We start from the raw sequence: 25,448 nt of genomic DNA on the forward strand, positions 1-25,448 counted from the left end.
ATCCGGCCCGAACCTAGGGATAGAGCGGCGCGAGATCGGCCCGTGCGGCTTCGAACTCGGCCTTCGGGTCGGCATCGTTCACCACGATTGCTGAAAGCGCCGCGCCGATCCGATCGTTGACCTTGGGTGCATTTGGATCGCTCGGCAACGTGCCCGAAGTGGCGAGCGCTTCACCTACGGCGCCGAGGAATCCGAGCTTGGCGACAATCTCCGGGTTCTTGCTGACTGAAGTGCGCCCGCCGATCTCGGGCATGATCTCGAGATTGAGCCGGGTGAGCTGCGCTTTGCTGGTAAGCCATCCCGAAAGCTGAAAGGCTTCCGCCTTATGCGGGCTGTTCGCCGCCACGCACCAGCAGAAGAAGTTCATCACGCCATAGGGCTTCTTGCCGTCGGGCGCGGGTATTGCCGAATAGCCGAGTTTGCCGACAACACGGCTGTTCTCGTGATTCTCGAGATCCGCCGCGATACCGGAGAGGACGATGGCCATTGGCGAGTCGCCAAGCTGGATCTGCTTGTTGGTGTCGCCCCAGTGCCAATTGTTGCTGCCGCGCACGGCGTACTGGTTGAGCTCCTTCCACATCGTGGCCGCCTGGATCGCTTCCTTACTTGCGATGTTGAGCTTGCCGTCGGCGGTGAAGTAGTCGCCGCCGAGCGAGCGCATCAGCGATGCCCAAATCTCGACCGGCGCTCCGGCCTGCTGGGCGGGAAGCGCGACGCCTGTCCCCTTCTCGCTGAAGTGCTTGGCGGCCGCGACGAGCTCCGACCAGTTCTTGGGCGGCGCAATGCCCTCGGCGTCGAGCATCTCCTTGTTGTAGACGAAGATCGCAACGGCCGGGTTCGTCGGCAAGCCGTAGAACTTGCCGTCTACGGTGGCGCCGTTGATCATGTCCTTGGCGAAGTCGCTGATATCGAAATCCGGACCGATGTACTTCTGGTCGGTCAAGAACTCATCGACCGGATGCAGGTAGCCGGATGTCACGTATTCCTTCAACCAGGTGTCGTGCACCATCACCAGGTCGTACTGGCCGGTTTCGCCGGAAAGGCTCGACACCTGCTTCTGCTTGAGCTGACTCCAGTCTACGGCGTCGAGGTTGACCTTGATGCCGGTCTCCTCCGTGAACCGCTTCATCAGCTCGGCCTGGGCGTCAGCGCTTTGCCCCGACCAGCGCGACACAGTAAGCGTTACGTCCTGCTGTGCCATCGCCGAGGTTCCGGTTATGGCGGCAAGCAGCATTGCCGACATTGCGACTGTAAGCTTCCTCATGGATAGTCCTCCCTTTGCTTCCACTTACGCCAGTTTTACCAACTCTCCATTCGCCGCGGACGCGTATGCCGCGCTGGTGACCTCGGCGACTTTCACCCCGTCCTCAAAAGTGATGTCGAACGGAATGTCCTTCTTGAGCCGGCGGATCACGTCGCTAATCTCGCGCTTGAAATGGATCGCGTGCGCGGGCCAGCTCGTGTAGTCGTGCGGATCGGAGGAATCCGGCTTGATCTGCGGTTCGATCCATCCGCCAAGTTTCGGGTCGGCGGTCGGCTTCTCAGTGTAGACCGCCACCTTGGGCGCCTTGGAGGTGAGTTCCACGATCATCGTCCCTTCGGACCCGTAGATCTCCATTGTGTTCTTCATGCCGACGTCGATGTTGATGCTCCATGACGTGTTCAGCTCACCGAGCACGCCATTCTGGAAGCGCAGCATGGTGATCGCGTTGTCCTCGACGTTGAGCTGGGTCTTGACGGTCTTCGCGGTCATAGCGAAGACACTCTCGACGTCACCCAGGAACCATCGCATCAGGTCGATGGCATGGACTCCCTCGTCGATAAGCGCGCCGCCGGCGGCCTTCTTTGCATCGAGGATCCAGTCGCACATGTATGGCGGACAACCGAGTTCCTTGGGCCCGATCGAGCTTAGGAAGGAGCGGATCGACACGATCTTGCCGAGAACGCCGGTGTCGAAGATCGCCTTGGCGCGCTCGGCCTCGGGGATGAGACGGCTGTTGAAGCCGGTCGTGTGGCGGATACCGGCCTTCTCAACGGCGGCCAGCATTTCCCTAGCCTCGCTGTAGCTCGCGGCGAGAGGTTTTTCGCAAAACAGATCTATGCCGGCGGCGGCGGTATCGAGCACCATCTGCCGGTGCTCGGAGGTCACCGAGTGGATAAAGACGAAATCGAGGTCCTTCCGCTCCAGGAGCTTGCGGTAGTCCTGATAGAACTCGCCGCCATACTTTTTCTGCGACGCCCGCCCGCGGGCCTCGTCCTTTTCCGAAATCGCGACGATCTCGACGTCTTCGGGCTGCTCCAGCAGCGCTTTCAGGCGCATATCGGCATGAATGTGATCGAAACTGATCATTGCGACCTTGAGCTTGGTCATGCTTGTCCCCATGCGGAAGAAATCTCAATCGACCGACCAGCTTTGACCGACCGGTAGGCGGCATCGACCAGTTCCATGACCCGAAGGCCGTCCTCGCCGCTCGACCGGCAGGGCATGCCGTTCTCGAGGCAATCGAGGAAATGGGCCATCATGCCGAGGTGGCCGTCCTTGATGAAATGGTCATCGACGGCGTGATAGTGAATCGCATTCGAGCCGCCCTCGCTGTCGCGGCCGAGAACGGATCGGATGGGATGGCCGTAGAGCGTATCGACGAACCCGTGGCCACTCGTGCCATAGACCTCGTAGCGACCGTCGAAGCCGCCGGGCAGCGACCAGCTATCCTCGCTCTGGGCCAGCTTGCCGTCGTCGTAGCGGACGATGAGGACCGACGTGTCCTCGACCGGAAATTTGTGCACGAAGGTCCCGGCATCGGCGTAAATACTGACCGGCCTCGCACCGCCCGCGAACCATTGCAGGAAGGCCAGTCCGTGGACGGCCATGTCGATGATCACCCCGCCGCCCGACTGCTTGGGATCGGAGAACCAGCTCGCGTGCGGTCCGCCGACGCCATGCATCGACTTCAGGCGGAAGATGTGGCCGTAGAGACCCTGGTCGACCAGCGCCTTGAAGGCGATGAGGGAGGGCACGAACGGCACATTCTCGGCGTAAAAGACAGTGCGGCCACGCTTCGCCGCAGCGTCGAGGATGGCGCCGGCATCTGCCACGTTCGTTGCGAGCGGCTTGATGACGATCACGTCCTTGCCGGCTTCCATCGCCGCGACCGCGATCTTGCGGTGCAGATGGTTCGGCGTGACGATATCGACGAGGCGGATGTCCGGGTCTTCGATCAGCTGCCGATAGCTGTCGTAGACCTTCCGGATACCGGTTTCCCTGGCGGTCGCGTCGGCATTGGCGCGATGACCTGAGGCGATGCCGACGAGATCGTAGCCGGGGAGCTTCTGAAAGGACGGGATATGGACGAGCTTCGACCAGAAGCCTGCGCCGACGATGCCTACTCCGATTGCCATGTCTTTCGATTGCTCCATCACAGCTTCATGATCTTGCCGGTCCGCATGGATTTGCTTGCGAGCAGGAGCGCCCGGATGGCCTCGCGGCCTTCTTCGCCGGTCGGCATTGGCTTTGCCTTGCCGAGGAGCGTATTGATGAAATGGCGGGCCTCGCCCTGGTAGCCGTACTTCCAGAGGATGCCCATGTTGCTCCAGCCCTGAGGTCTGGAGCTCTCATTGCGTCGATTGCGGATGTAGAAGCTACCGCCCTGCTTCTCCATCAGGTCGATGGAGATGGTGCCGTTGGTGCCGTAGACCTGGACGGTCAGATCCCCATAGCCGCTGGTCCAGGAACCATAGAGGTTCCCTATTGTGCCGTTCCTGAAACGGAAGTGCGCCATGACGTTGTCCGCGGTGCCGTAGCGCTTGGCTCCATCGAGGACGAAAGCACCGCCGCTGGCGTACACCGTGGCGAAGTCGCCGTTGTACCAGCGGAAGAGATCGAAAGTGTGGGAGAGTGAGTCGATGAGCACTCCGCCGCCGATCTTCGGATCGTAGAACCAATCGGCTGATGGCACCCAACCGAACAGCGACGAGGTGATGCCGACGACGTCGCCGATCTCGCCCTCGTCGAGCCACTTCTTGGCTTCGCCGAACGGCGGTGTGAAGCGGAGCATGAAGCCTATCTGCAGAACGACTCCTGCGTTCTTCACCGCCGCGACCATCGCGTCGCAGTCCTCAAGCGTGAGGGCCATCGGCTTCTGGCAAAAGATGTGCTTGCCGGCCTCCGCGGCCTTGATGGTTATCGCCGCATGCGTGGGGGTGGGCGTGCAGATTACCACCGCATGGATCGCGTCGTCGGCAAGAAGCTCCTCGTACGTCGCGTAAACCTTCTCCATTCCGTACTTCGACTTTACCGTGTCGGCCGCAGCGCGGTTTACATCGGTCACCGCTAAGAGCTTAGCCTGCGGCAACTCCGCGTAGGCGTCGCACATCACATGGGCGATGCGCCCCGCCCCGATGACCCCTAGTGTCACCTGCTCCATACTCAAACTCCCGTTTCCATGATGCTGACTTCCCTTCTGAGGGCAGAGGAGGCATGAGCCGCCTCGATGATCGCCAGCGCCTTGAGGCCGTCGCGACCGTCGACGCCAGGTCTGACTCTCGCCCGAATTGCCCGCGCGAACTCGATCACCAAGTTGCGGTAGGAGATCATCTGGCGGTCATCGCCCTTCCAGTCGAAATACTGACGACCGGCAATGCCGCGACCCGATACTTCCAACTGCGGGCTCTTCTGGTGATGGACGTGAATCTCGCCGAGCGTTCCGACGATCAGGCACTCCTCCGGGCTCGCCATCGGGCTGTACCAGTCGGCGGCGTGCCAAGTGCTCTCGATCGTAACAATCTCGCTTTTGTCTGTGGTGATGACGCAAACGCCGTAGTCGTCGAGGTCGATCTTGTGATCCGTGAGACGGGCGATCTTGCCGTATACGGTTCGGCCCTCGCTGCCGAGCAGATAGCGCATCGCATCCGTGTAATGGACCGCATGATCGAGGAACCCGCCGCCGCCCGCGAGCTTCGGGTCGACATACCAGCCGGGAGTCTTCGATGTCGGTGTGTCGGTCACATATTGCAGTGGACACCGGATCGACATCTTCATTGTCAGAGGGCGGCCGATCACGCCGTTCGCGATCATCTCCCGCACCTTCTGGTAAGCCGGCAGGTAGCGAACATGGTAGGCCAGCATAAACACGACGCCGGCCTTGTCCGCCGCCTTCACCATCGCGTCGGCTTCGGCAACAGTCATCGCGATCGGCTTGTCGAGGAGGACGTGCTTTCCGGCCGCCGCGCAGGCGAGGACATCGTCGCGATGGGCAGCCGTGTAAGACATCACCAGCACGCCATCAAGCGAGGAGTCGGCCAGCAGTTCGGCCCGCGAGCCGGCAACAGCGCCAATGCCGAATTGGCGGGCATAGTCGGCCGCGTATGCCTGGCGCGGATCGTAGACCGAGACGAGCTCGACGCCGTCGATCCCTCTGGTGATGTAGTCCGCCATCGGGAAGGCATGGTAGTGGTTGTGGAGGCCGAGGACGCCAAGTCGCACGGGGTCGGTCATCGCATCCCTCCCACCTGTCTCGCCGGCATGTCCGCGGCAGGCGCCCGCTCCATCAGGAACCCACCGAGCTGTTCGAGGGTCGGACTGTCGCCCTCGGTCACGTAGAAACCCGCCACTCCCGCTGCGATGACCAGGCCTTGCTCGACATCCAGCCCCGCGAGGCGGGCGAAGCAGTAGCCGGCGTTGAAATTGTCACCGCCGCCGGTCGAAAGCCGCGGCCGCTCGACATAGAACGTGTCCTCCTCCACGACTCCGTTCCGGGTCCAGGCCTTCGCGGCCCGAGCATGGCGAACGATCAGCGTGTGTACGTCCAGTGCGGCGAAGAGCGCCTCGCCGGCCGTGCCGACATCCGACTCATGCTCATCGCCGCCAAGCACCGCGTTTAGCGCCAGCGCCTCGTTCGCGTTGAGGCACATCACCGTCTCGCACCGCGCCGTGAGGCGGCCGACGAGCGCCGCTAGGCGCCGGAATTCCTGAGCCGTCCGCCGGCTGCTGTCGGCGAGGTCGAAAAGGGCGATTCGCGGCGCTCCAATCGCCATATGCGGAAGAATGTCCCGTTCGACACCCTCCCAGATCTCGGTGGCGCGGTCGATCTCACCCCAGTTCGCAAATCCGATCGCGTCGGCATCGCGATAGAGATCAATCAGGCGCGACAGACCTAGCGTCCTTGCAATCTCCTGCCATCCAATCGTCCGCAGCAAGTCGCTCTTGGCGAGCAGGATCTTCCCATCTTCGAACTCGAGCGCCATGCTGTGGGACGGATTAGCGAAGCTGTGCAGTTCGCAGTTGCCGTCCATCGACGCGAAGTGCGGATCAGGCACGGGGCATCCCAGCATGCCGATGCACCTCACGTGCACGCCCAACCGGGCGAGCGCGTGGGCGGCGATCGGCATATTGCCGCCGATCTTTGTCGTGACTTCGGTGAGTTCGAAACTCGCATTGCGTGTCGCCAGTTGCGTAAGGCTTTGGCCAAAGCTGGCTTTCGACCGATAGTGCTCCGCGCCGCTCTCGCTGTGCTCTCTGACTATCCTCACGATCGAATCGATGAATCCATCGAAGCCGATCGTCATCGACTTGCCCGCAGCCCCCACCTCGCCCCGCCCAATTTTGTCAACAACCTGTTTCACCAGTTCCTGCCGCATTGGCCCGACTTCGTCCCAGACGTTTCCAGCTCGTTTGCCGGCCGAAACCTGATCTTGTCGCCACGCGCTTTCTCGGCGAGCATCTTGACTTCAGCCACAGTTACCGTATTCTTATTAAATCCATTACGCAAGCGTTTGCGTAAATCGTTATCCAAGGAACGTTTTCACTGAACGCTTTCAGCCGCAAGGCCTCCACAAATCGCCGGGTGACGATCATTGACATCGCGCAGATGGCCGGGGTGTCTACGGGCACGGTTTCGCGCGTCGTCAACGAACGCGACGGCGTCGGCCAAGAAACGCGCGAGCGGGTGCTCGCGCTGATTGCCGAGCAGGGCTACCAGGCGAGCTTCTTCGCCAAGAACCTTGCGACAAAGCAGGCGTACGCCATTGGAGTCGTTTTCCCGGTGCTTCCGTCCGAACTGGTCATGCATCCGGTCTTCCCCGAACTGCTTGGCGCGGTCGGCGACGTCGTGGGGGAGGCGGACTACAGCCTGATGCTGCTGAGCGTGCCCGCAGATTACCGGAACGGTCGCGTTCTTGCCGAGGTCACGCGCGGCAGGCTCGATGGTCTCATCCTTACCGATGTCCGGGTCGGCGACGACTTGCTCGACCAACTCGTCGAGCGCAGATTCCCCGCGGTCGTCGTCGGGCATCGCGACGACCGGGTCCTCTGGGTCGATTGCGATCACGATCAGGCGGTCTTCGAGTTGACCGCGCAGTTGATCGGATCCGGCCACAAGCAGATTGCGTTCGTGAACGGACCGCTCGACCTCAGCGTTTGCATCCTCCGGCGCGATGGGTATCGGCGGGCACTCGAAAAGCACGGACTGGCGCATCGCATCGAACTCGAGCGGCAGGGGCCGTTCACGGCGAGGCACGGTTTTGAATCGCTGCAGGACTTGCTCAACGCTCCGGCAGCGGTGCGACCGACAGCCGTCGTCGCCGCCAGCGACGTGATTGCAGCCGGTTGCCTCGATGCCGCGCGCGTTCGACGGCTACGCGTGCCGCATGACATCGCTGTCACCGGATTTGACGACCAGCCCTTAGCAGCACACGTGCAGCCGTCGCTAACCACTGCACGGATGCCGATCGGCGAGATGGGGCGGAATGCGGCGGAGATGCTCCTCCGCCTGATCGAGGGCGAAGAGGTGCGACCGCGGTCGCTGGTGCTTCCGAGCGAGCTGGTGGTGCGGGAATCATCCGGGGCGAGAGCGAGGTGGATATTTTGAAGGTCGTCGTTGTCCCAAAGCCCGGGCAGGTGGAGGTCCGGCAGATCCCTCGTCCCTCTGTCCGGCCTGGGCAGGTGTTGGTGGAGACCCATCTCAGCGCCATCAGCGCCGGCACCGAGCTTGCCGTGCTCGCGGGCAACCTTCCCGGCGTCCATGGTGGGGCGATCCGGTATCCGCTCGTGCCTGGCTACGAAAATGTCGGTCGCGTCGTCGAGGTCGCGCCGGCCGTGAGTGGCCTGCGCGAGGGCGACTGGGTCGTCTGCGAGGGCGCGCCGAGCTTCCCGGGTCTGCACTCGTGCTGGGGAGCGCATAGTGAGCTTGTCGCCGTGCCCGAGGACGAGGCGTTTCGGCTACCGGAAGGGCTCGAGCCGGAAACGTCGATTTTCATGGTCCTGACGTCGATAGCCTTGCACGCCCTCCAGCGAGCAACCGTATCGCTCGGCGACGACGTTGTCGTCCTCGGGCAAGGTACAGTCGGCCTGATCGCTCTCCAGATCGCCCGGGCAATGGGTGCGCGCAGTGTCGTCGCCGTCGACCGGATTGCGAGCCGGCTCGATGTTGCGAAGTTGCTGGGCGCGACCGCGGTTGTCAAGGCGCAGTCTGTAGCGGAGGCGGAAGCTCGGCTGTCGGCGCTGAGCGCCGGACGAGGGGCCGACGTCGTGATCGAGGCGGGCGGCTCGGCGGAGCTCGCCGGGGCCGCTGGTCGGTTGGCGTGCGAGCGTGGCCGACTCGTGCTCGCAGGCATGTACGCGCGTCCGATCATCTTCGATTATTGGGATCTGTTCGCACGCGAGCTAGACGTCATCGTCTCGCGCCAGGCCGGCCCGAAGCTGGAACTGCCGGACCCCTATTATCGCTGGACATGGCGACGGACGCACGAGCAGAGCCTGCAATTGCTGGCCCGAGGCGAGGTCCGGGTCGCCCCTTTGATCACGCACCGTCTCCCAGTCGAGAGGATCGGGGAAGGCTACGAGGCGCTCCAGACCCGGCCGGACACAGCGATCAAGGTACTGGTCGAATGGCGTTGATCCGTGGCATCGCCGTCAACCCCGCCGTCGACGACTGGGAGCCCGGCGCGCTCGTGATCGATGAGCGCCCATCTCGTGCCTGCCCGCGCCGGGGCATCCGGAATCGAGACCACTTGCTTCCGCACCAAAGCATCGAAGCGCCCCCGCAAACGAAAGGACCACACCATGGCGTTGAACAAGGACATCGCCGTCAACCTCTGGACCGTTTATGGTTGGGAGCCTGACACGCTCACGATCGACGAGCGCGTATTCTCGCGGCTTGCCCGCGCCGGTGCCTCCGGAATCGAGATCGGTTTTGACGACGAGCGCTGGACCTTCGACTGGGCGCTCGGCATGAAGCAGGAACTCGAGGATGCGCTCCAACGCAATGGGTTGCGAGTGAGCGGTATCGCGCTGCGCCATTTCTTCACCCACAATCCTGCTTCACAGTCCGCGGACGTGCGTGGGCGCGCGCTGCGCGCCATGCGCGATGGCTTCCGCGTCGCGCGCGAGTTCGGCGTGGAGACCGTGATCGTCGTCCCCGGCTCGCAGGAGCGGCGTGTTTCCTACGAGGCCACATACGACGCTGCAGTGCAGACGCTAATGCAGGCAGCTCGGTACGCCGAGTCCGACGGAGTTACGATCACCGTCGAGAACGTTCCCATCGGCTTCCTGCAGAGTCCACGCGAGTTCCGAGCCCTGCTCGACGACGTGGGATCGCCGGCCGTGAAAGCTTGTCTAGATTTAGGCAATGCCTTGGCCGACAAGCAACCTTTTCCGGAGAACTGGGTCCTGGAACTCGGCAACCGGATCGGGCTTGTACATGCCAAAGACCACGGGCGCGGTCCCGGTGGCGGGACCCGCACCTGTGGCGACGGTGATGTACCCTGGAGTGAATGCCTGCAGACACTCCAGGAGGTCGGTTATAGGGGCAGGCTTGTCGTCGAGACGCCGCCAAACGAGGGCACCAACGTAGCGTTCGAGGACGGTTTGTCCGCCGCCGAGCGAAGCGTCCGCTTCCTCGCCGAAATATTGGAACGCACCCCCGCTATCGAAAGGACGACCCAACTGTGACCGACGCCCGCTTCGGAGTTTCGGCCTCAACCCCTTATCGATTGATGATCTTACCGCTGCGCGCCGAATTGTCGGGCACGCAGCAGCACGCTAAACACGCATCCGGGATCTGCCGGTGATAAGTGATGTCATCAAGCGGCTCGCTGCGGACAGGCAAGACAAGCCAGCCACGGGCGCTCCTCGGCGCCCCAGGCCCAGAACAGGCCGGCAAAGGTGATGTCCAGCACGATCAGCGAGGAGGTGAGGAACGCCACCTCCCTACCGAGCAGACCGAAGCCGCTGTCGATGTAGGAGGTGAAGGTCTCGAGGAAGCGATCGATGACGCCGACGTCGTTCATGGCGACACCGGCAGACTGATCGGCGGATTGACGGTTTCAGGGTCTCATTGCCCTGCACGCCATTGCCAAGCCCCTTGGATTTCGGAGCGATCGGATGCTCGGGCTCCCCGGTCCGAAGGAAACGACGGCGGTTTTGAGCCCACGCCTTTTTGCAGGCAGGATCGCCGGCGGCCGCGATGCCGACATTACGGCAGCGCGCAAGTTCGGCAGTTGCTGGCTCGCCGCCCGGATGCCGGAGGAAGTGGGAGGCGGCGTCCTCCGTGCCTCTGCCGCGCCGGGCCATGAGGGCAGCACTCATGGCCCGGCGCCGACGGCAAGAACAGCAATCATCCGGGCGGCGATCTTCGCAACCATCGCAAGCGGTCCACCCAGTCGTGGAACATCTCGGTGGACGGGCTGTAGCTGCGGCCAGACATGAAACGACCGAACTGCTCGCGGGCCTGCTCTTCGGCGGCCGCATGCCGCGCTTCTTCCAGCGCGGCCGCGCGGCCCTCGGCTGCAAGCATGAGCCGATAGCATATCCGCCGTTCCTTGTACCAGCGTTCCCCGAACTCGCCGAAACTCTTCGCTTCCTTCAGGCGGCGTCTCTGTCGCTGCTTCTCCTAAGCAGGCGAGATTCCCGCCCTCACCATACGGCGCGCATCGAGACACAATTCTCTCGCGCGGACGAGTGTTACGCCGTCCGGCCCGTATTGTCCGAGCGTTACGGTCTCGCGACGGCCGTTGATCCGGTAGTCGTACCGGAAGGTCAGCGCGCCGGAGCTCTTGACCAGGACGTATATACCGTCACGGTCGGTGACCTTGCAGTCTTTTGCCTTATATTTCAGATACCTAAGCGCCGTGTCCGTCAGCAAGGTGACCTCCATTTCCGGCGGAAATTGATCGACTTGCAGCCTAAAAGGACCGTCGAGCAAAATTCGGCCGCTTAAACGCTGCTTTCCCCAACAAATTCAGCGCGTTATCTTCCGAAAAAAGACCGTCATCAGCCGAATTGGGCTGACGGTAAGCGCTCGGACAAGAAAACGGTCAGAAGGACCGTCGGAGCGGTCCTTTTGCACGCGATAGTTCCCGATAGATGGGGAAAATTTATACTTTTCAAATCAGGTACTTAGAGTTGGTTTCCGACAGTTCACGATAGGCCGCGAAGGACACCACGTTCGCGCCAGCGGACGAATGCCAACCGACCGCCCTGCTTTGGCCTTGCGCCTAAACTCGCTGGCATCGAAGGTATTCCGATATTTAGGATGTCGCGGCGTGATCGACGAAGCGTAGTCGCATGCGGCCCGAAATACTGCCTCCAGGCGCGAGGCATTGCACGCCATGTCCGGACGCCCCACGAGCCATCTTGTTGAATGCGTCGTCCACATTGCTCACCGGCTCGACACAAAAATAGCCCTCTTGGTCAGGCGCGAAGAGCACAAGCTTGTCGAGGGCTTCGTCTGCTTCAAGGACAAGGCTGTAGCCGCGACTTGGCCAAGTCAAGATTGCCTGGCGGCCCCACTGCGAAAAGCAATGATCGAGAACCATACCTTCAAGCTTGCGACCAGCCGAGAAGTCCCATTCTGGCGGCGTTGGTTGTGGATCGCTCGATTCTCCCGACTCCGGCTGCGACCATACCAGCGGGTTTACTGCTCTTACAGTTGTGTCATCGTCTTTTGGGAAAAACGGGTGAAAGCCGATGCCGATCGGCATCGACTTTTGCCCGGCGTTTGTCACCGCCAACTCTACCTCGAGCCAGTTTGGCGACAGCCGAAATCTCTGTTGGACGTTGTATTTGAAGGGAAATCCGGTAACGCCAGTATGCTCGAGCACCAGATCCAGACTGGCCTTAGCCTTATAGCTTGTCTGCCAAGGTGAAACCCACCCGTCACCGTGGATCGGTGTCGTTTGGCTATGATGGGTTCTCGGGAGCCGATATGTATTGCCAAGGAAACTGAACTGCCCACCGAGCACGGGACCCGAATAGGGCACGAGAGCAAAGCATCCCATGACAAGTGGCTCTGCCTCGTTCACGACGTCGAGGTCGACCGGACGCAGCAAGTCGCGGAATCGGCCACCGTGCCAAACCTGCCATGCGCGGATCGACCCACATTCGGGCTGGATCACCAGCGAGCTTGTTTTCGTCCTTAAGTGTTGCATCACCGCTGGTGTCCGTGTTCTGGGTAGCGATCGATTCCAGCTGCACCGATCGGGCAGCGTTTCTGGAACCATGCGTGCGCATAACAAAATGAGCTAAAAGCAGCCTTGCCCACTCCGGCGGGGCTATGGGCAACAGGTCAGGCAGGGCTGTAGGCAATGCAGTCGATCTCGACTTTGGCGTCAATCATGATACGCGACTCGACAGTGGAGCGCGCAGGTGGATGCATTGGAAAGAAGGTGGCGTAGGTCGCGTTGAATCGACCAAAGTCTCTTGGGTCATCGAGCCAGACGTTGACCTTCACGACATCATCGAGTGTGCAGCCGGCTTCTTTCAAAACAGCTTCGATGTTGCGAAGGACCTGCGACGTTTGTGCCTCGATTCCTCCATCAACGAGGCGACCGTAGTCATCGAATGCGACTTGACCAGAGACAAAAACGAAATCGCCCGCGCGCATTGCTTTTGAAAACGGTAGCCCGTGCGCACCCGTGCCGCCAATCGGTGTCTTGTTTCTCAGCGACGACAACGCGGGCGCCGCCAGCGCTGACCGCTTCGACGACACCAAGGCCGATACCGGCTCCACTTCCGGTAACAATGACGATTCTGCCGGAAAGCGAGGTGGGCAAATCTTCTTTGTAACCACGTGTCATCCTCTCATAGCGCAATGCAAAAATGTGTCCAACGAGCAGCGGCCAATACCGACATACTACGCAAATGTCAAAAAATAATGTATGATTTATGATCATTGAGGCACGAAAATTTCGCTTCGCCCCGAATCCGAGTTCCGGTAAATACCGACGACGCTCAATGTTTCTGTCGAGGAGGTAGCTGAGACCGATCTGGCCGCTCATCAGGCCCGCCGGGACGCCGAGGATGAACGCGTTGGCTATTCCGTAGCTATGCAGGCGGAACGGGTCGCCGCCGCCCGTGAGCAGGAACTGGTAGACGCCCTGACGGCTACGCCCGCCACGACGCTTGGTGGCGTAGCGGGCAAGCTCGATGTGGTCATGCGTGAAGGCGAATACTTCGGGGACTGTACGGATTTCCCCTGGCCACTGGTGCGCTCGGCACTTGATGACATTGTGCGAATAGCGCGGCATGGAAGCGCTTTATGATAATGCCCGCCGGGGACCGCCGTTTCAATCGGAAAGCCTCCACCTGAGAACACGTGACGGCAAAGCCCGCCACCATGCGCTCGCACCGGAAGCTGCTTTGTCTGTGACGCTTGCTGGACGTTCCCTTCGGAACCGAGAGGTTCGGAAAAGCCTTGGTTGCTTGGAAGCAAGTAAGGTTTTGTGGGATCGGAGGCGCGGCGGCCTTGAGCTTGCGGCGCACCTTCTCCATGGCCGACGGCAGAACCCAGTTCTTGAGAGGTGCGCCGTTGCGCAGTCCTCCGGGCTTGCGAGCCAGCACCGGCACATAGTGCCAGGGATCGTAGACCACCTCGTTGCGGCCGAAGCAGCGGGCGTGTTCTCCAACGACCGCGCCGTCCTGGCGGATGACAATGCGATCGGCATAGGCATGGATCTCGACCGGTCGACCGACGGCACGCGACAGCACCGAGTATTTATTGTTGTCGAAGCGCACTGTGCAGGTCTTCGACACGGAGGCCGGAATGCAGTGGAAGCCGTCGAAGCGGCCGGCATAGGGAATGAAGCTGGTCCGCTCCTCCTCGAATTTCCCATACCGTGCGCGTGCCCTGATCGGGATGCTTGTGCGCCTTTGCGTAGGCGACGCACTTGTCGGCCAGCCAGCCGTTCAGATCCTCCAGGGTCTTGAAGCGCAACCTCGGCGTGAAGAAGCGCTCGCGCACCAGATCGCGTCGACCGCCGTCTTCATGTTGTCGTAGATGCCACGTGTGCAGGCGCCGCGGAAGAAGGCGAACGCCCGGTCATGTGCGTCGAACACCATCTCCTGCCTCCTGCGTCTCGCGCGGATAGGCCCGAACGACAGCGGCAATGACAGAGTCGCATGGTCGCGCCTCGTTGTGGGCTATGCCATCGGCCGATCCATTGATGCGCGCCTGACCACGGCAGCCCTTAAGATGGCGATCGCCCGCAGACGGCCGCCACCCGGCTGCATTCATCATTCCGATTGCGGGGCTCAATACGCAGCGGAGATCTATCGACAGGTCCTGGCAGACGCCGATCTGATCAGGTCGATGGGCGTAAGGGCAATCCCTATGACAATGCCAAGGCCGAGAGCTTCATGAAGACGCTCAAGGTCGAGGCCGTTTACCCGATGGCGTTCGAAACCTTCGAGGACGTCATCGAGTATCTTCCTCACTTAATCGAGGAAGCCTACAACAAGCGAAGGCTATGGCGAGGCTATCACGCGCGCCTTGCCTGATGCTGTCCAGGTTGCTGATCGCTGGCACCTCATGGAGAACGCCAGCAGGGCGTTCCTCGACGCCGTGCGCGCCGTCGCCCGAGGCGAGCGCAGCGACGTCTTCCGGACCCGCGAGAGTTCGCGGGAACTCCACTTGCCCCAACGCGCAGTGGGACAGTGGAGCCAGGAATGCAACCGATCTCTGGCGCAAGCTCAAAGGTCAGGGCTTCCGTGGGTCCCTGCGCGTCGTCGGCGAATGGGCGACCCGCCAGCGCCGAGCCGAAAAGGCGGATGCCGGCACGCTGACGCGCGGCCCCTCGGCCCGCACCATCGCGCGGCTGATGACAATCGGCCGCGACAACCTCTCGAAGGCCGAAATAGTGATCGTCGCCGCCGTCGAAGGCCGCGTCCCGGCCCTCGTCGAGGCGCGCGAGACCATCGCAGACTTCCATGCCTTGGTCCGCAGCAAGGATCCCGAAGGACTCCCCAGGTGGATCGAGCGTACGCTGCAAGGCCTCGTCGCCTCCTTTGCACGCGGCGTCGTTAAAGACGAGGCGGCCGTGTGTACCGCAATCGAGTTACCTTGGTCGAACGGCCAGACCGAGGGGCAGGTAACCAAGCTCAAGCTCGTCAAGCGCCAGATGTGCGGCCGAGCGAAGATTGACCTGCTCCAAGCTCGCTTGATCGGTTCCGTATGATCGCGAGATGCGGCGAGAGTGCGCCAGACCCCCATTCCATGCCGATTGACATCTTGGCCCACATTGTGCTGATAGCTGTGCGTCGGGGCGGAGCCGGAGAGCTAGATGTGCGACGAGCATCGGTCCGAAATCGAAGAAGCGTCAATCCTAGCGCGAGACAGGCGTGAGCCGCTCCCGGCGGCTGCCACATCGCGTCGACGGTTCCTAAAGGGCGTCGCCATGTCCGCGGCTTCCTTCGCCGTGCCCTGGTCGCTGGCAGCCCCCACGCCAGGGAGCGCGGCGCCGATCGCGCGCGGCTCGGGATGGGCCGAACATTCCCTTACCGAATCGATCGGAAGCGCGGCGACGCCCAGAGCCACCGGGGCGCAGCCCTTTACAATTGATGCGCCGGCGAACCCCAATGGGCCGGTTTTCCATCTGGCTGATTTCGGTGCCATTGCCGATGGTGTCGAGCCTCCGGTCGATGGACCGGACCGCAACCTGGCTGCGTTACAGGCCGCGCTCGACCAGTGCCGTAAGACAAAGGCGGCCAAGCTTGTCGTCGGCAGGGGCATCTACCGCTTCACTTCCGGCGAATCGATTGTCTTCGATGGGTTCAGTGACTTCACCTTCGATGGCGGCGGGGCGACGTTTCTCTTCCACCTGATCGAAGGTGGCGAAGGCATCTCGATCAAGAACTGCCGACGATCGGTGTTCTCCAACTTCAATCTGGACTGGGATTGCGCGATCGATCCGCCTGCTTGGGTAGGCAGAGTTACCGAACTGGCCGACGATCAATCGAATTTCGTGATGCGCTTCGAGACGGCTGCGCCGCTCGATCCCAAGGTTTGGGTCACGATGAACCCGCTCGATGAAGAGCTGCGTGCACCGGGCGCCGGCACGGAGTTCGACGGCTTCGCACCCACCAAGATTGAGAAGCTCGATGAGCAAACGGTGCGCGTGTGGCCAACCGAACCCATCAACCCCATCGTAGGCCGCCTTTACCTACTGCGCCATTACACCTACGAAAAGCACGCCGTTGTCATGGTCGGCAATTCCCATCTCTCGTTGCGCAACGTGAACATCTACACGTTTCCCGGCGAGGGATTCGTCACTGGCGGCGATCAGCATCACTTCGAGCTGGTCGACTGCCGCATCGCCCCTCCTGCCAACGAGCTCCGATCCATCACCACCACGGCCGACGGATTTCATGTCGGGCAGTCGCAAGGCTTCATCCGGCTTGAGCGGTGCGAGTTTAGCTTCATGGGCGACGACTGCGTGAACATTCACGACAACATCCACATGGGCGTCCGCCGCGTGGATGACTACACCCTGGTCGCAACCAACTTCATCGATTGGCGAACTCCTTTCTCGGCTGGCGATCCAGTCGAGCTCCGCAAGGCTGATCTATCGCCGACCGGCTTTACCGCCAAGCTGAAATCTGTCGCCGTGGACTCCGAGAAGAGCGAAGCCACACTGATCTTCAGCCAGAAGCTTCCCACGCGCATCGCCAATGACGCCATTCTCTTCAATCGACGCTATGGTTCACACAATGTCATTGTTCGCAATTGCTACTTCCACGAGAATCGGGCGCGAGGCATCTTGTGCAACAGCGCCGACTGGCTCGTCGAAGATAACCGTTTCTTTCATAACCAGTTCGCGGCCATGCTGATGCAACCATACGCGTTCCCTTTCGACGCAGAGGGCTTCGGCGCGCGCAACGTCATCATCCGGGGGAACAAGTTCGAGTCATCCAATTCCTACGGAGCCGACGATGGACCAGTCATTCAGTTAGACACGAAGGTGGTCGGCGACGCCAGCACTGCGTATCCTCTGTTCGATGGAGTGTTGCTTGAGAAGAACGAATTTACAGAAATGCCGGGCCCCGTAGTACAAGCCTCCTCGTTCAAGAACCTGGTGATCAGGAACAACCGCGTGACGAATCTCAAGGAGGCGCCGGTTGCAGAGAAGATGCGCGGCAGCATTCGCGCCGAGCTGGGGACTGGCCTGTGGGTGGAAGGCAATAGCTGGACGACGCAGGAGGACATCGAACCTCCACGGCTCTACTACAACGCTGATACGGTCCGCTCGATCGCCTGTCGGGCCAATGTGTTAAAGACCTGACGCCAAGGCGACGCATAGGTCCGGCCGCCGCGACAAGGATCTTGCGGTTGCACACCACCCACGTAAAGCTTTGAAGAATCTGGCGGCTGGAGTTCTGGGGGAGCATGAGGATTTTGTGGGCGGGCTGTTGATTTGCACTGAGAGCTAACCCGGGATTGCGGGAAAATATCACTGAGAATTGACCCATGTTTCAATCATCCCCTGTGGTTTCAGCGGGGCTCTGGAGCGATCGACATGGCGTTACTGAGCGTAATCCGACGCTGGCATTTTCGGGATGATCTATCGATCCGAGAGATATGCCGCAGGACGGGCCTATCGCGGAATACTATCCGCAAATACCTGCGTGGCGGCGACGTGCAGCCGAGACTGAAGGCACCGGAGCGACCGAGCAAGCTTGATCCGTTTGCAGATCATTTATCGGTCTGGCTGAAGACGGAATCCAAAAAGAGCCGCAAGCAGAAACGGACGATGAAGCAGTTGTATTCTGATCTTGTGAGCCTCGGCTATGACGGCTCCTTCCACCTGCTGAGCAAACTCTACGAGCGCACCAGCGTCATTATCACCATCAATCTCAGCTTCAGCGAATGGGCTAGCGTCTTCGGCGATGCCAAGATGACAAGACGGTGCTGCCGCCCAGCGTGTCGAAGAACAGTGCCTCCAGCGCCGTCGCGTCGCGACGCGCGCAGGTCAGCTCATCGATGCCGGTCGAGCTATAACGGTCGATGCCGATGAACAGGCCGCGAAACGGCATGAGGCACCACGCTACGCCCGAACGACGCCGACGAGAACGCGGCTCGTGGCTTCTCAGCCTTCTCCAGCACGACCGGCGCGAACGTGTCTTTCCGCGCGACCTGCTTGTTGCCCACCTTCTCGAACCAGACACACCAGACGGCATCCTCCTCCAGCATGGCCGTCTTCCCGACCTGTTCGACCGTCATGATCGGCCCGTCTGACTTCACCCGCACAAGATCGCCGGGCTTGAATTCGGTAACATCCATTCTCCGCGGTCCTTCTCGATACCTATCTGTCCTCGCCAGGCACCGGAGAAGGTCACAATAAGCCCGCTCACGTCCCCATCACCATGGGTGGAGGCACGCACATGCTAGGAGATCGCCCCGTGCCCAACGTCAATATGTATGGATATATATATGGTGTACCGATCCTGCAGGCCGATGACGGAGCCCACGATTACCGTGCCGCAGCCGAGGCGGCCGCCGATTTCAAGCGACAGCGCTCCAAAGGGAAAGCTGAACGCGAGAAAACCCAGGGAGACTGCAATGGCGATCGGAGCAAGTCCGGCGAAGATGGAAGCGGAGTCGTGCTGGAAGAAGATACCGATGTCATATGAAGCGTCCTGTTGAAACTCGCCGGGTTCTCCCTGCTGGGAACCTCGCGGCACAGGACGCGTTGGATGACGGTAACGCCTACGGCAGCCTCACCAAGTCGGCTGCGATGAAATGAATGGCGGCGCTCTGCGATATGGTCGACTGCCCCAATGCCCGGCACTAGTTTTCGCACCATCGGTATTTTATCAAGCAACAACATACGGAATAACCAAGACCCGTCCCTAAACACCCATCCGATTTGCACGCTATGATACGCTATTCCCGCACGGAGCGATGACGGGACTTCCATCTTTCAAGATCTATTGCTTTCTATCTCCTGGACCTTCAAGTGATAGGAGAAAAGCATGGCGTTATCCTACACCCCACTCCGACGGACTATCCGACGCCAGCAGTTGCGGCAGATGATCCCGCTGGCCGACAGCACGATCTACGAAATGGAGCAGCGTGGTGAATTTCCCCGCCGCTTTGCGCTATCGCCTAGATGCATCGTCTGGGACTTAGCTGAAGTTGAGGCCTGGCTGCTGGCGCGCCGCGCCTTGCCGATCCGACGCGCTCAGCACCCGGACGTTTCAAATCGGAAAACGCGGCCAGTCAAAGGGCAGGATCAAGCTCCATCAGAGGCATAGCCGGCGGCAAGAGCACGGGTGTGTGTTTACGTCCCTCCACCCAAGCGTCTATGATGTCCGACCATTCCTGCATCATGTAACGACGCTGGACCTCGTACTCCGCCTTGTTGTAGACCCCGCGCGATGAACGTCCGTCCTCGTGCGCCAAGCACTTCTCGATCCAATCGCTGTTAAAGCCTAGCTCGTTAAGCAGCGTAGAGCCCGTGCGCCGCAGGTCATGGACGGTGAACGGCTCCAGCGGCAGCCCATCCTTCTTGGCCTGCTCAACGACCGCATAGGTCACGCGATTGAAGGTGGCGCGCGACATCGGAGCATCGGCGTCGTACCTGGACGGAAGCAGATATCGCGAGTTGCTCGCACAGGTCTTGAGCGCGGTCATGATGTCGAGAGTCTGGCGGGAGAGATAAACGTTGTGAGCCTTCGATCGCTTCATGCGCTCCTTCGGGATCGTCCAGACTGCATTCTCGAAATCCACCTCATCCCAAACTGCATCCTGCAGCTCGCTCTTTCGCACCATCGTCAGCAGATACAGTTTCATCCCCAACCGGATGGTCGGCAGCGTCGCGATGTTCTCGAGCTGCCTGAGCATGATCCGGATTTCGGTAGGAGATAGCGAGCGATCCTTCGGTACGAAGGTCGCGATTGATGCCGGGCCGACGTCGTCGGCTGGGTTTGCAACTTTTTCGCCGTGCAGGATGGCGAACCCGTAGATTTGTTTCAGGATGTCCCGAACATGGATCGCCGTCGCCGGCGCGCCGCGATCGACGATCTTCCCGCAATGCGCACGCAGATCGTCCGGCGTGATCTCCGTGAGAAGCCGATTGCGCCATACTGGAAGGAGTTCCCTTTCGAAGATCGAACGCCTCATCGCCCGCGTGCTGTCAGCCATCGGCGCATTCAGGAGCCATTTCTCTCCGAACTCGCCGAAGCTCTTGGCTTCCTTGATCCGTCGCTTCTCGCGTTGCTTCTCGATCGCGGGTGACCGCCCTTCGCTGACGGCCCTTCTTGCATCAATGCAGAGTTCGCGAGCTCGGGCCAGTGAGATTCCGTCGCGCCCGTACTTTCCTAGGTAGACAGTCTCGCGCCGTCCATTCAGGCGGTAGTCGAGTCGAAAGGATATCGCTCCCGAAGGCATGACGCGAACGTACATGCCGTCCCGATCCGCGACCTTGTACATCTTGCTCTGTGGCTTCAGGGCCTTGATCGCAGCATCCGTCAGCATTCCGCGACACCTCCAAAAAGTACCGTCATCCGGTTTTGGGCGGCCCTGCGCGGAAAATATGGCTTAGTATCAGTTACTTACAGCCAAAAAAGTACCGTCAAGGACCTCATCTGCCCTGACGGTACTTCGGATTTTGGAGCTGATCAATATGGGCGAGACCCGTCACGCAGACCGTCACGCCTGATCTGTGCCCACCGATAGATATCGATAGATGCTGAGGTAATTTTTCTTTTTGACCAATGGGTTATGGAGAACTGTGGCGTAGTTTCGGATACCCTCGGATGGACAAAAATCATTCCCACTCGATCGTGCCCGGCGGCTTGCTGGTCACGTCGTAGACGACACGGTTGATGCCACGCACCTCGTTGATGATGCGGGTGGCGGCGCGGCCGAGGAATTCCATGTCGTAGTGGTAGAAATCGGCCGTCATGCCGTCCACCGACGTGACGGCGCGCAGGGCACAGACGAATTCGTAAGTGCGGCCGTCGCCCATGACGCCCACCGTCTGCACCGGCAGCAACACCGCGAATGCCTGCCAGATGGCGTCGTAGAGGCCGGCCTTGCGGATCTCGTCGAGATAGATGGCATCGGCCTCGCGCAGGATCTCCAGCTTCTCTCGCGAGATGCCGCCCGGGCAGCGGATGGCCAGGCCCGGTCCCGGGAAGGGATGGCGGCCGATGAAGCTGTCGGGCAGGCCAAGCTCGCGGCCAAGAACGCGCACCTCGTCCTTGAACAGTTCACGCAGTGGCTCGACGAGCTGCATCTTCATGCGTTCGGGCAGGCCACCGACATTGTGGTGCGACTTGATGGTCGACGAGGTGGCGCCAGTGAAGGACACGCTCTCGATGACATCCGGATAAAGCGTGCCCTGCGCAAGGAAATCGGCGCCGCCGAGCTTTTTGGCCTCTTCCTCGAACACCTCGATGAACAGGCGGCCGATGGTCTTGCGCTTCTTTTCCGGATCGCTCTCGCCTTCCAGCGCGGAGATGAAGCGGTCGGAGGCATCGACAAGGATCAGCGGCAGGTTGTAGTGCTCGCGGAACATGGCGACGACATCGGCCGCCTCGTTCTTGCGCATCAGTCCGTGGTCGACCAGGATACAGGTAAGCTGGTCGCCGACCGCCTCGTGGATCAGCAGCGCGGCGACGGAAGAATCGACCCCGCCCGAGAGCGCGCAGATCACCTTGCCCGTGCCGACCTGCTTGCGGATCGCCTCGACCGCGTGCTCGCGGTAAGCCTTCATGGTCCAGTCGCCCTCGATGCCGGCGATCTTGTGCACGAAATTGCGCAAGAGCTTGGCGCCGTCGGGCGTGTGCACGACTTCCGGATGAAACTGCACGGCGTAGAATTTGCGCTCTTCGTCGGCGATCGCGGCGAACGGCGCGCCGTTCGAGGTGCCGACGACCTTGAAGCCTGGCGGGATGGCGGTGACGCGATCCCCGTGGCTCATCCACACCTGGTGTCGGGTGCCCTTTGCCCAGACGTCGTCAAAGAGCGCGCAATCCTGTTCGACGTCGAGGAAGGCGCGGCCGAATTCACGGTGATGGCCGCTTTCGACCTTGCCGCCGAGCTGGGCGCACATGGTCTGTTCGCCGTAGCAGATGCCGAGCACGGGAATGCCAGCCGTGAAGACCGCCTCTGGCGCGCGCGGGCTGCCGATATCGACGGTGGAATGCGGGCTGCCGGAGAGGATGACCGCCTTCGGATTGATCCGCCTGAAGGCTTCGTCGGCCGACTGGAACGGCACGATTTCGCAATAAACACCGGCCTCACGCAAACGCCTGGCGATCAGCTGCGTGACCTGGCTGCCGAAGTCGATGATGAGAACTGTCTGGGGATGTGTCGTCATGGCGAGCCTTTAGAGAAAGAACCGATTCGACGCAATGGGCTCACCCCGGAAGGATTGTCACGGTGTCAATGTCTCAACTGCCGGCGGCAAGTGATGCAGCGAGCAGGCCAACGGCGGCGGCCAGCTTTTCGTCGATAACGTGGAGATATTCGGTCCAGTCGCCGACATGCTTCAGCTCTGCCGCACCATCGGAGATGCCGCGCAGCGCGATCAAGGGCAGCGAGAACAGCTGGCAGGCGCGCAGCACCGCGAAGGTCTCCATGTCGACCATGTCTTCGGCGACGGCATCGTAGGCCGCACCCGACACGATGTTGGCGCCGGTGGAAAGCGTCGCGCCTTCGATGCCGGCGATGCGATGGCCGAGCGGCAAGGTCGCCGGCAGGTCGAGGAAAGGCGTGGCGCCTTTTTCGAAGCCCAGCGCCGAAGCGTCCATGTCACGGTAGAAGACGGACGTCGCCTGATAGATGCCGGTCTGCTCAAGACGGCGCGAGCCGGCGGAGCCAAGCGAGACGACCAGATCGGGCAATCGATTGGCGATCTGCAGGCGCGCGAACTCGGCGCCCAGCCGCACCCCCGCCTCCACAGGGCCGACGCCGGTCATCAACGGCTTGAACAGCCGTTGCAGATGCGGGCCATATTCCGCATCCGCCGCCATGACGAACAGGACCTTGCGGCCGGCGAGATCGACAAGCAGGTCTGCGGAACTGGGGCTCATTGGCTAAACACCTCGGGACAGGACGCTACGGCTTGGTGCGGCCTGCGTAGCGTTTCGTCGTGTCAGTTACACGACGAATTCGCTTCGCGAACCGGCTGCTCACCCCTCGATGCCTTCGCGTCCGGTCACAGTCATCATGGTGCCGGTCATCGTGGCGATCAGCTTTGCTTCCCCATCGGCGGCGAAGGCGTAGGCCTGGCCGTCGGCGACGATGATGGTGCGGCCGGGCTTGGTGACCGAGCCACGGAACAGAAAGCGTTCACCCTTGCCGGGCGCCAGGAGGTTCACTTTGAATTCGATGGTCAGCACCCCGGAATTTTCCGGCATCAGCGAATAGGCGGCGTAACCACAGGCAGAATCCAGCGCCGTGGAAATCACGCCGGCATGCAGGAAGCCATGCTGCTGGGTCAGCGCCGTCGAATACGGCATCTCGATCTCGATGATGCCCGGCGTGACCAGCGTCAGTTCCGCGCCGATCGTGGCCATGGCCTGCTGGCGCGAGAACGAGGTCCTGACGCGCTCCTCGTAGTTCGGGGCCGGTACGATCTTGGCTGCCATGGCGTTTGCCCCCAAGGTGTCAGCGGATTGCCATCCGCTCATTGCCCAAAAAGCCAGAAACTTTCCAGGATCATGCTTTTAGCTGCGCATCGTACTTTCCGAAAATCGTTTCCGATTTTCGAGCCGATGCGATAGCCGGCTTACCGCAGAGGCATCGCGCAGGCAATGCCCATGCTGCATTGCAGCATGGGCCAGGGCATCACGCAACCTTGCGCAGGGCGCAGAAATAGAAACCGTCGGTACCGCTCAGCGCCGGCGACAGCGAAATGCCGAATTGCGAGCCGATGCGGGCCGAAGCGTCATGGCCAGGGAACCGCGCCTGCCACAGTGCGGCATGGTCGATGGGTGCAAAGCCCTTGTGGCGTGCCAGGAAAGCCGACACCTGCTCGCCGTTCTCGTCAGGAAAGACCGAACAGGTGATGTAGACCAGCAGGCCGCCGGGTTTCACAAAACCCCTGGCCACATCGAGGATGGCCGACTGTTCGGCCTTGCGCGCATCGAGCTGACGGCTGGTCAGCCGCCATTTGGCATCGGGCCGACGCCGCCAGGTGCCGGAGCCGGTGCAGGGCGCATCGACCAGCACGATATCCATATGACCGGTCAGGGGTGCCAGTTCCTGTTCGCGCGCGACCACCTGGATGTTGCGGTTTTCGGAGCGGCGCATGCGGTCGAAGATCGGCGCCAGACGCTGCTTTTCGGCGTCATGCGCAAAGACCTGCCCCTTGTTCTGCATCGCCGCCGACAGGGCCAGCGACTTGCCGCCGGCGCCGGCGCAATAATCGAGCACCTGCATGCCGGGTTTTGCATCGGCGAGTTCCGCGGCGATCTGCGAGCCTTCGTCCTGCACCTCGAACCAGCCCTTCTGGAAAGCCGGTTCGGCCTGGACATTGGGGTGGCGGCCATCGCCGGCGATCGGCGCGATACGAATGCCCTGGGTGGCGAGATGCGCAGGCTCGGCGCCCGTCTCGGCGAGTTCCGCCAGCACCTTGGCACGATCAGCCTGCAAGGTGTTGGTGCGCAGGTCGAGCGGCGGACGGGCTGCAAGGGCAGCCCCTTCTTCCACCCATGCCTCGCCGAAGGCTTCCTTGAGCAGCGGCACGCACCAGTCGGGGCAATCGGCGCGCACCTCGTCGGGCGCATCGGCAAGCTTGCGCCCGGCAACGGTCGCCAGTTCGGCCTCGCTCAGCAGGGGCGGCGCGAATTTGTCCCCTTCGAGCGCGGCATTCAGCGACTGCGCCGTCTGCCCCCATTCGAGCAAGAGCGCACCGAAACCGACGGCGCGCGGCGTCTCGTCATCGAACAGCCAGCCGGCGCTGCGTCTGCGACGCAGCGCATCGTAGACGATGTTGCCGATCGCGGCACGATCGCCGCCACCGGCAAAGCGATGTGACAGCCCCCAGTCGCGCAGGGCATCCGCCGCCGGGCGATGCCGTCGGTTGATATCTTCCAGAACCTCGATGGCTGCCGCCAGCCTTCCGCCCAGTCGCATTCGTCTCGCCGCAAAGGATTGATTTCGTCCCTGCTGTAATGGGCGCAACCCGAATGCACAAGCTGTTGAACTGGCGTAATATCCACTGCTTTA

Annotated in this window: 23 protein-coding genes and 7 pseudogenes; 11 read left to right on the plus strand and 19 right to left on the minus strand. The window is 61.4% G+C overall.

What is annotated here, in order from left to right; all coding sequences use genetic code 11:
• Window positions 1–13 precede the first annotated feature (13 nt).
• The 6 genes from ACFWYE_RS25830 to ACFWYE_RS25855 are packed head-to-tail and all read right to left on the minus strand — an operon-like array spanning window position 14 to window position 6,636.
• Window positions 14–1,264, minus strand: a complete 1,251-nt coding sequence (locus ACFWYE_RS25830) for an ABC transporter substrate-binding protein (RefSeq protein WP_379115052.1) — start codon at window positions 1,262–1,264, stop codon at window positions 14–16.
• A gap of 24 nt (window positions 1,265–1,288) precedes the next feature.
• Entirely contained in the window at window positions 1,289–2,371 is a 1,083-nt protein-coding gene (locus tag ACFWYE_RS25835) for a Gfo/Idh/MocA family protein (protein ID WP_379115053.1), read from the minus strand.
• A complete protein-coding gene (locus ACFWYE_RS25840; protein WP_379115054.1) occupies window positions 2,368–3,399 on the minus strand; it encodes a Gfo/Idh/MocA family protein in 1,032 nt (343 codons plus the stop codon). The genes ACFWYE_RS25835 and ACFWYE_RS25840 overlap by 4 nt, the downstream gene beginning before the upstream one ends.
• Before the next feature lie 17 nt (window positions 3,400–3,416).
• Window positions 3,417–4,424, minus strand: coding sequence for a Gfo/Idh/MocA family protein (locus ACFWYE_RS25845; RefSeq protein WP_379115055.1), 1,008 nt, complete (start codon window positions 4,422–4,424; stop codon window positions 3,417–3,419).
• A gap of 2 nt (window positions 4,425–4,426) precedes the next feature.
• Complete coding sequence (locus ACFWYE_RS25850; protein WP_379115056.1) at window positions 4,427–5,494, minus strand: Gfo/Idh/MocA family protein; 1,068 nt, start codon at window positions 5,492–5,494, stop codon at window positions 4,427–4,429.
• Complete coding sequence (locus ACFWYE_RS25855) at window positions 5,491–6,636, minus strand: hypothetical protein (protein ID WP_379115057.1); 1,146 nt, start codon at window positions 6,634–6,636, stop codon at window positions 5,491–5,493. The genes ACFWYE_RS25850 and ACFWYE_RS25855 overlap by 4 nt, the downstream gene beginning before the upstream one ends.
• Before the next feature lie 206 nt (window positions 6,637–6,842).
• On the opposite strand from ACFWYE_RS25855, the gene ACFWYE_RS25860 reads away from it, so the two are divergent.
• From ACFWYE_RS25860 to ACFWYE_RS25870, 3 genes are all read left to right on the plus strand, one after another.
• Window positions 6,843–7,865, plus strand: a complete 1,023-nt coding sequence (locus ACFWYE_RS25860) for a LacI family DNA-binding transcriptional regulator (RefSeq protein WP_379115058.1) — start codon at window positions 6,843–6,845, stop codon at window positions 7,863–7,865.
• On the plus strand, window positions 7,853–8,893 hold the full coding sequence (locus ACFWYE_RS25865; RefSeq protein ID WP_379115059.1) for a zinc-binding dehydrogenase: 1,041 nt from the start codon (window positions 7,853–7,855) through the stop codon (window positions 8,891–8,893). The genes ACFWYE_RS25860 and ACFWYE_RS25865 overlap by 13 nt, the downstream gene beginning before the upstream one ends.
• 165 nt (window positions 8,894–9,058) lie before the next feature.
• Entirely contained in the window at window positions 9,059–9,946 is an 888-nt protein-coding gene (locus ACFWYE_RS25870) for a sugar phosphate isomerase/epimerase family protein (protein ID WP_379115060.1), read from the plus strand.
• Between the two features lie 176 nt (window positions 9,947–10,122).
• On the opposite strand, the pseudogene ACFWYE_RS25875 reads toward ACFWYE_RS25870, so the two are convergent.
• From ACFWYE_RS25875 to ACFWYE_RS25905, 7 genes and pseudogenes are all read right to left on the minus strand, one after another.
• Window positions 10,123–10,284 (minus strand): annotated as a pseudogene (locus tag ACFWYE_RS25875) (P-type conjugative transfer protein TrbL); the annotation flags it as partial.
• A complete protein-coding gene (gene trbK-alt / locus ACFWYE_RS25880; protein WP_379115061.1) occupies window positions 10,205–10,582 on the minus strand; it encodes a putative entry exclusion protein TrbK-alt in 378 nt (125 codons plus the stop codon). The gene trbK-alt and the pseudogene ACFWYE_RS25875, both read right to left, overlap by 80 nt.
• Before the next feature lie 28 nt (window positions 10,583–10,610).
• Window positions 10,611–10,790: pseudogene (locus tag ACFWYE_RS25885) on the minus strand (hypothetical protein); the annotation flags it as partial.
• Window positions 10,791–10,820: 30 nt separating this feature from the next.
• Window positions 10,821–11,138: pseudogene (locus ACFWYE_RS25890) on the minus strand (Arm DNA-binding domain-containing protein); the annotation flags it as partial.
• A 385-nt stretch (window positions 11,139–11,523) separates the two neighbouring features.
• Window positions 11,524–12,390 (minus strand): aldose 1-epimerase, encoded by an 867-nt coding sequence (locus tag ACFWYE_RS25895; protein WP_379115062.1) that lies wholly within the window; start codon window positions 12,388–12,390, stop codon window positions 11,524–11,526.
• 170 nt (window positions 12,391–12,560) lie between these two features.
• A complete protein-coding gene (locus tag ACFWYE_RS25900) occupies window positions 12,561–12,920 on the minus strand; it encodes a RidA family protein (RefSeq protein ID WP_379115167.1) in 360 nt (119 codons plus the stop codon).
• A gap of 809 nt (window positions 12,921–13,729) precedes the next feature.
• A pseudogene (locus ACFWYE_RS25905) lies at window positions 13,730–14,451 on the minus strand (IS21 family transposase); the annotation flags it as partial.
• Between ACFWYE_RS25905 and ACFWYE_RS25910 the strand changes: the two are divergent.
• The 6 genes and pseudogenes from ACFWYE_RS25910 to ACFWYE_RS25935 form a co-directional block, all read left to right on the plus strand.
• On the plus strand, window positions 14,409–14,633 hold the full coding sequence (locus tag ACFWYE_RS25910) for a DDE-type integrase/transposase/recombinase (protein ID WP_379115063.1): 225 nt from the start codon (window positions 14,409–14,411) through the stop codon (window positions 14,631–14,633). The pseudogene ACFWYE_RS25905 and the gene ACFWYE_RS25910 sit on opposite strands and share 43 nt — an antisense overlap.
• A complete protein-coding gene (locus tag ACFWYE_RS25915; protein WP_379115064.1) occupies window positions 14,630–14,770 on the plus strand; it encodes a hypothetical protein in 141 nt (46 codons plus the stop codon). Before ACFWYE_RS25910 ends, ACFWYE_RS25915 begins: the two co-directional genes overlap by 4 nt.
• A pseudogene (locus ACFWYE_RS25920) lies at window positions 14,736–15,447 on the plus strand (transposase); the annotation flags it as partial. The gene ACFWYE_RS25915 and the pseudogene ACFWYE_RS25920, both read left to right, overlap by 35 nt.
• Window positions 15,448–15,666: 219 nt before the next feature.
• Entirely contained in the window at window positions 15,667–17,550 is a 1,884-nt protein-coding gene (locus ACFWYE_RS25925) for a right-handed parallel beta-helix repeat-containing protein (RefSeq protein WP_379115066.1), read from the plus strand.
• A gap of 234 nt (window positions 17,551–17,784) precedes the next feature.
• Window positions 17,785–18,069, plus strand: a pseudogene (locus ACFWYE_RS25930) (IS21 family transposase); the annotation flags it as partial.
• Window positions 18,067–18,168: pseudogene (locus ACFWYE_RS25935) on the plus strand (ATP-binding protein); the annotation flags it as partial. The pseudogenes ACFWYE_RS25930 and ACFWYE_RS25935, both read left to right, overlap by 3 nt.
• Window positions 18,169–18,260: 92 nt before the next feature.
• Here the strand turns inward: ACFWYE_RS25935 and ACFWYE_RS25940 are convergent.
• The gene (locus ACFWYE_RS25940; RefSeq protein WP_379115067.1) at window positions 18,261–18,548 is read right to left on the minus strand and encodes a DUF2158 domain-containing protein; all 288 of its coding nucleotides are present in this window, start codon (window positions 18,546–18,548) and stop codon (window positions 18,261–18,263) included.
• A gap of 119 nt (window positions 18,549–18,667) precedes the next feature.
• On the opposite strand from ACFWYE_RS25940, the gene ACFWYE_RS25945 reads away from it, so the two are divergent.
• Together ACFWYE_RS25945 and ACFWYE_RS25950 are read left to right on the plus strand one after the other, a co-directional pair.
• Complete coding sequence (locus tag ACFWYE_RS25945) at window positions 18,668–18,898, plus strand: hypothetical protein (protein WP_379115068.1); 231 nt, start codon at window positions 18,668–18,670, stop codon at window positions 18,896–18,898.
• Between the two features lie 342 nt (window positions 18,899–19,240).
• Window positions 19,241–19,522 carry a helix-turn-helix transcriptional regulator gene (locus tag ACFWYE_RS25950; RefSeq protein ID WP_379115069.1) on the plus strand — a complete coding sequence of 94 codons (282 nt, stop codon included), beginning with the start codon at window positions 19,241–19,243 and terminating at the stop codon, window positions 19,520–19,522.
• On the opposite strand, the gene ACFWYE_RS25955 is transcribed toward ACFWYE_RS25950, so the two are convergent.
• The 5 genes from ACFWYE_RS25955 to ACFWYE_RS25975 all read right to left on the minus strand — a co-directional run bounded on the left by ACFWYE_RS25955 (window position 19,488) and on the right by ACFWYE_RS25975 (window position 25,355).
• Window positions 19,488–20,744 (minus strand): tyrosine-type recombinase/integrase, encoded by a 1,257-nt coding sequence (locus tag ACFWYE_RS25955; protein ID WP_379115070.1) that lies wholly within the window; start codon window positions 20,742–20,744, stop codon window positions 19,488–19,490. The genes ACFWYE_RS25950 and ACFWYE_RS25955 overlap by 35 nt on opposite strands.
• Before the next feature lie 292 nt (window positions 20,745–21,036).
• The gene (gene guaA, locus ACFWYE_RS25960; RefSeq protein ID WP_379115071.1) at window positions 21,037–22,593 is read right to left on the minus strand and encodes a glutamine-hydrolyzing GMP synthase; all 1,557 of its coding nucleotides are present in this window, start codon (window positions 22,591–22,593) and stop codon (window positions 21,037–21,039) included.
• Window positions 22,594–22,666: 73 nt separating this feature from the next.
• On the minus strand, window positions 22,667–23,308 hold the full coding sequence (locus ACFWYE_RS25965) for a 5'-methylthioadenosine/S-adenosylhomocysteine nucleosidase (protein ID WP_379062781.1): 642 nt from the start codon (window positions 23,306–23,308) through the stop codon (window positions 22,667–22,669).
• 99 nt (window positions 23,309–23,407) lie between these two features.
• Window positions 23,408–23,866, minus strand: coding sequence for a PaaI family thioesterase (locus ACFWYE_RS25970; protein WP_129411191.1), 459 nt, complete (start codon window positions 23,864–23,866; stop codon window positions 23,408–23,410).
• Window positions 23,867–24,065: 199 nt separating this feature from the next.
• On the minus strand, window positions 24,066–25,355 hold the full coding sequence (locus ACFWYE_RS25975) for an RsmB/NOP family class I SAM-dependent RNA methyltransferase (RefSeq protein WP_379115072.1): 1,290 nt from the start codon (window positions 25,353–25,355) through the stop codon (window positions 24,066–24,068).
• Window positions 25,356–25,448 lie beyond the last annotated feature (93 nt).

Source organism: Mesorhizobium sp. NPDC059025 (assembly GCF_042739655.1).
In the GTDB taxonomy this organism is placed as follows: Bacteria; Pseudomonadota; Alphaproteobacteria; order Rhizobiales; family Rhizobiaceae; genus Mesorhizobium.

Coding starts and splice junctions, on each gene's coding strand:
- ACFWYE_RS25925 (WP_379115066.1), top strand. CDS start 15,667: ATGTCCGCGGCTTCCTTCGCCGTGCCCTGGTCGCTGGCAGCCCCCACG.
- ACFWYE_RS25870 (WP_379115060.1), top strand. CDS start 9,059: ATGGCGTTGAACAAGGACATCGCCGTCAACCTCTGGACCGTTTATGGT.
- ACFWYE_RS25955 (WP_379115070.1), bottom strand. CDS start 20,744: ATGCTGACGGATGCTGCGATCAAGGCCCTGAAGCCACAGAGCAAGATG.
- ACFWYE_RS25915 (WP_379115064.1), top strand. CDS start 14,630: ATGAAGACGCTCAAGGTCGAGGCCGTTTACCCGATGGCGTTCGAAACC.
- guaA (WP_379115071.1), bottom strand. CDS start 22,593: ATGACGACACATCCCCAGACAGTTCTCATCATCGACTTCGGCAGCCAG.
- ACFWYE_RS25850 (WP_379115056.1), bottom strand. CDS start 5,494: ATGACCGACCCCGTGCGACTTGGCGTCCTCGGCCTCCACAACCACTAC.
- ACFWYE_RS25965 (WP_379062781.1), bottom strand. CDS start 23,308: ATGAGCCCCAGTTCCGCAGACCTGCTTGTCGATCTCGCCGGCCGCAAG.
- ACFWYE_RS25835 (WP_379115053.1), bottom strand. CDS start 2,371: ATGACCAAGCTCAAGGTCGCAATGATCAGTTTCGATCACATTCATGCC.
- ACFWYE_RS25940 (WP_379115067.1), bottom strand. CDS start 18,548: ATGGATGTTACCGAATTCAAGCCCGGCGATCTTGTGCGGGTGAAGTCA.
- ACFWYE_RS25840 (WP_379115054.1), bottom strand. CDS start 3,399: ATGGCAATCGGAGTAGGCATCGTCGGCGCAGGCTTCTGGTCGAAGCTC.
- trbK-alt (WP_379115061.1), bottom strand. CDS start 10,582: ATGAGTGCTGCCCTCATGGCCCGGCGCGGCAGAGGCACGGAGGACGCC.
- ACFWYE_RS25975 (WP_379115072.1), bottom strand. CDS start 25,355: ATGCGACTGGGCGGAAGGCTGGCGGCAGCCATCGAGGTTCTGGAAGAT.
- ACFWYE_RS25970 (WP_129411191.1), bottom strand. CDS start 23,866: ATGGCAGCCAAGATCGTACCGGCCCCGAACTACGAGGAGCGCGTCAGG.
- ACFWYE_RS25830 (WP_379115052.1), bottom strand. CDS start 1,264: ATGAGGAAGCTTACAGTCGCAATGTCGGCAATGCTGCTTGCCGCCATA.
- ACFWYE_RS25855 (WP_379115057.1), bottom strand. CDS start 6,636: ATGCGGCAGGAACTGGTGAAACAGGTTGTTGACAAAATTGGGCGGGGC.
- ACFWYE_RS25845 (WP_379115055.1), bottom strand. CDS start 4,424: ATGGAGCAGGTGACACTAGGGGTCATCGGGGCGGGGCGCATCGCCCAT.
- ACFWYE_RS25950 (WP_379115069.1), top strand. CDS start 19,241: ATGGCGTTATCCTACACCCCACTCCGACGGACTATCCGACGCCAGCAG.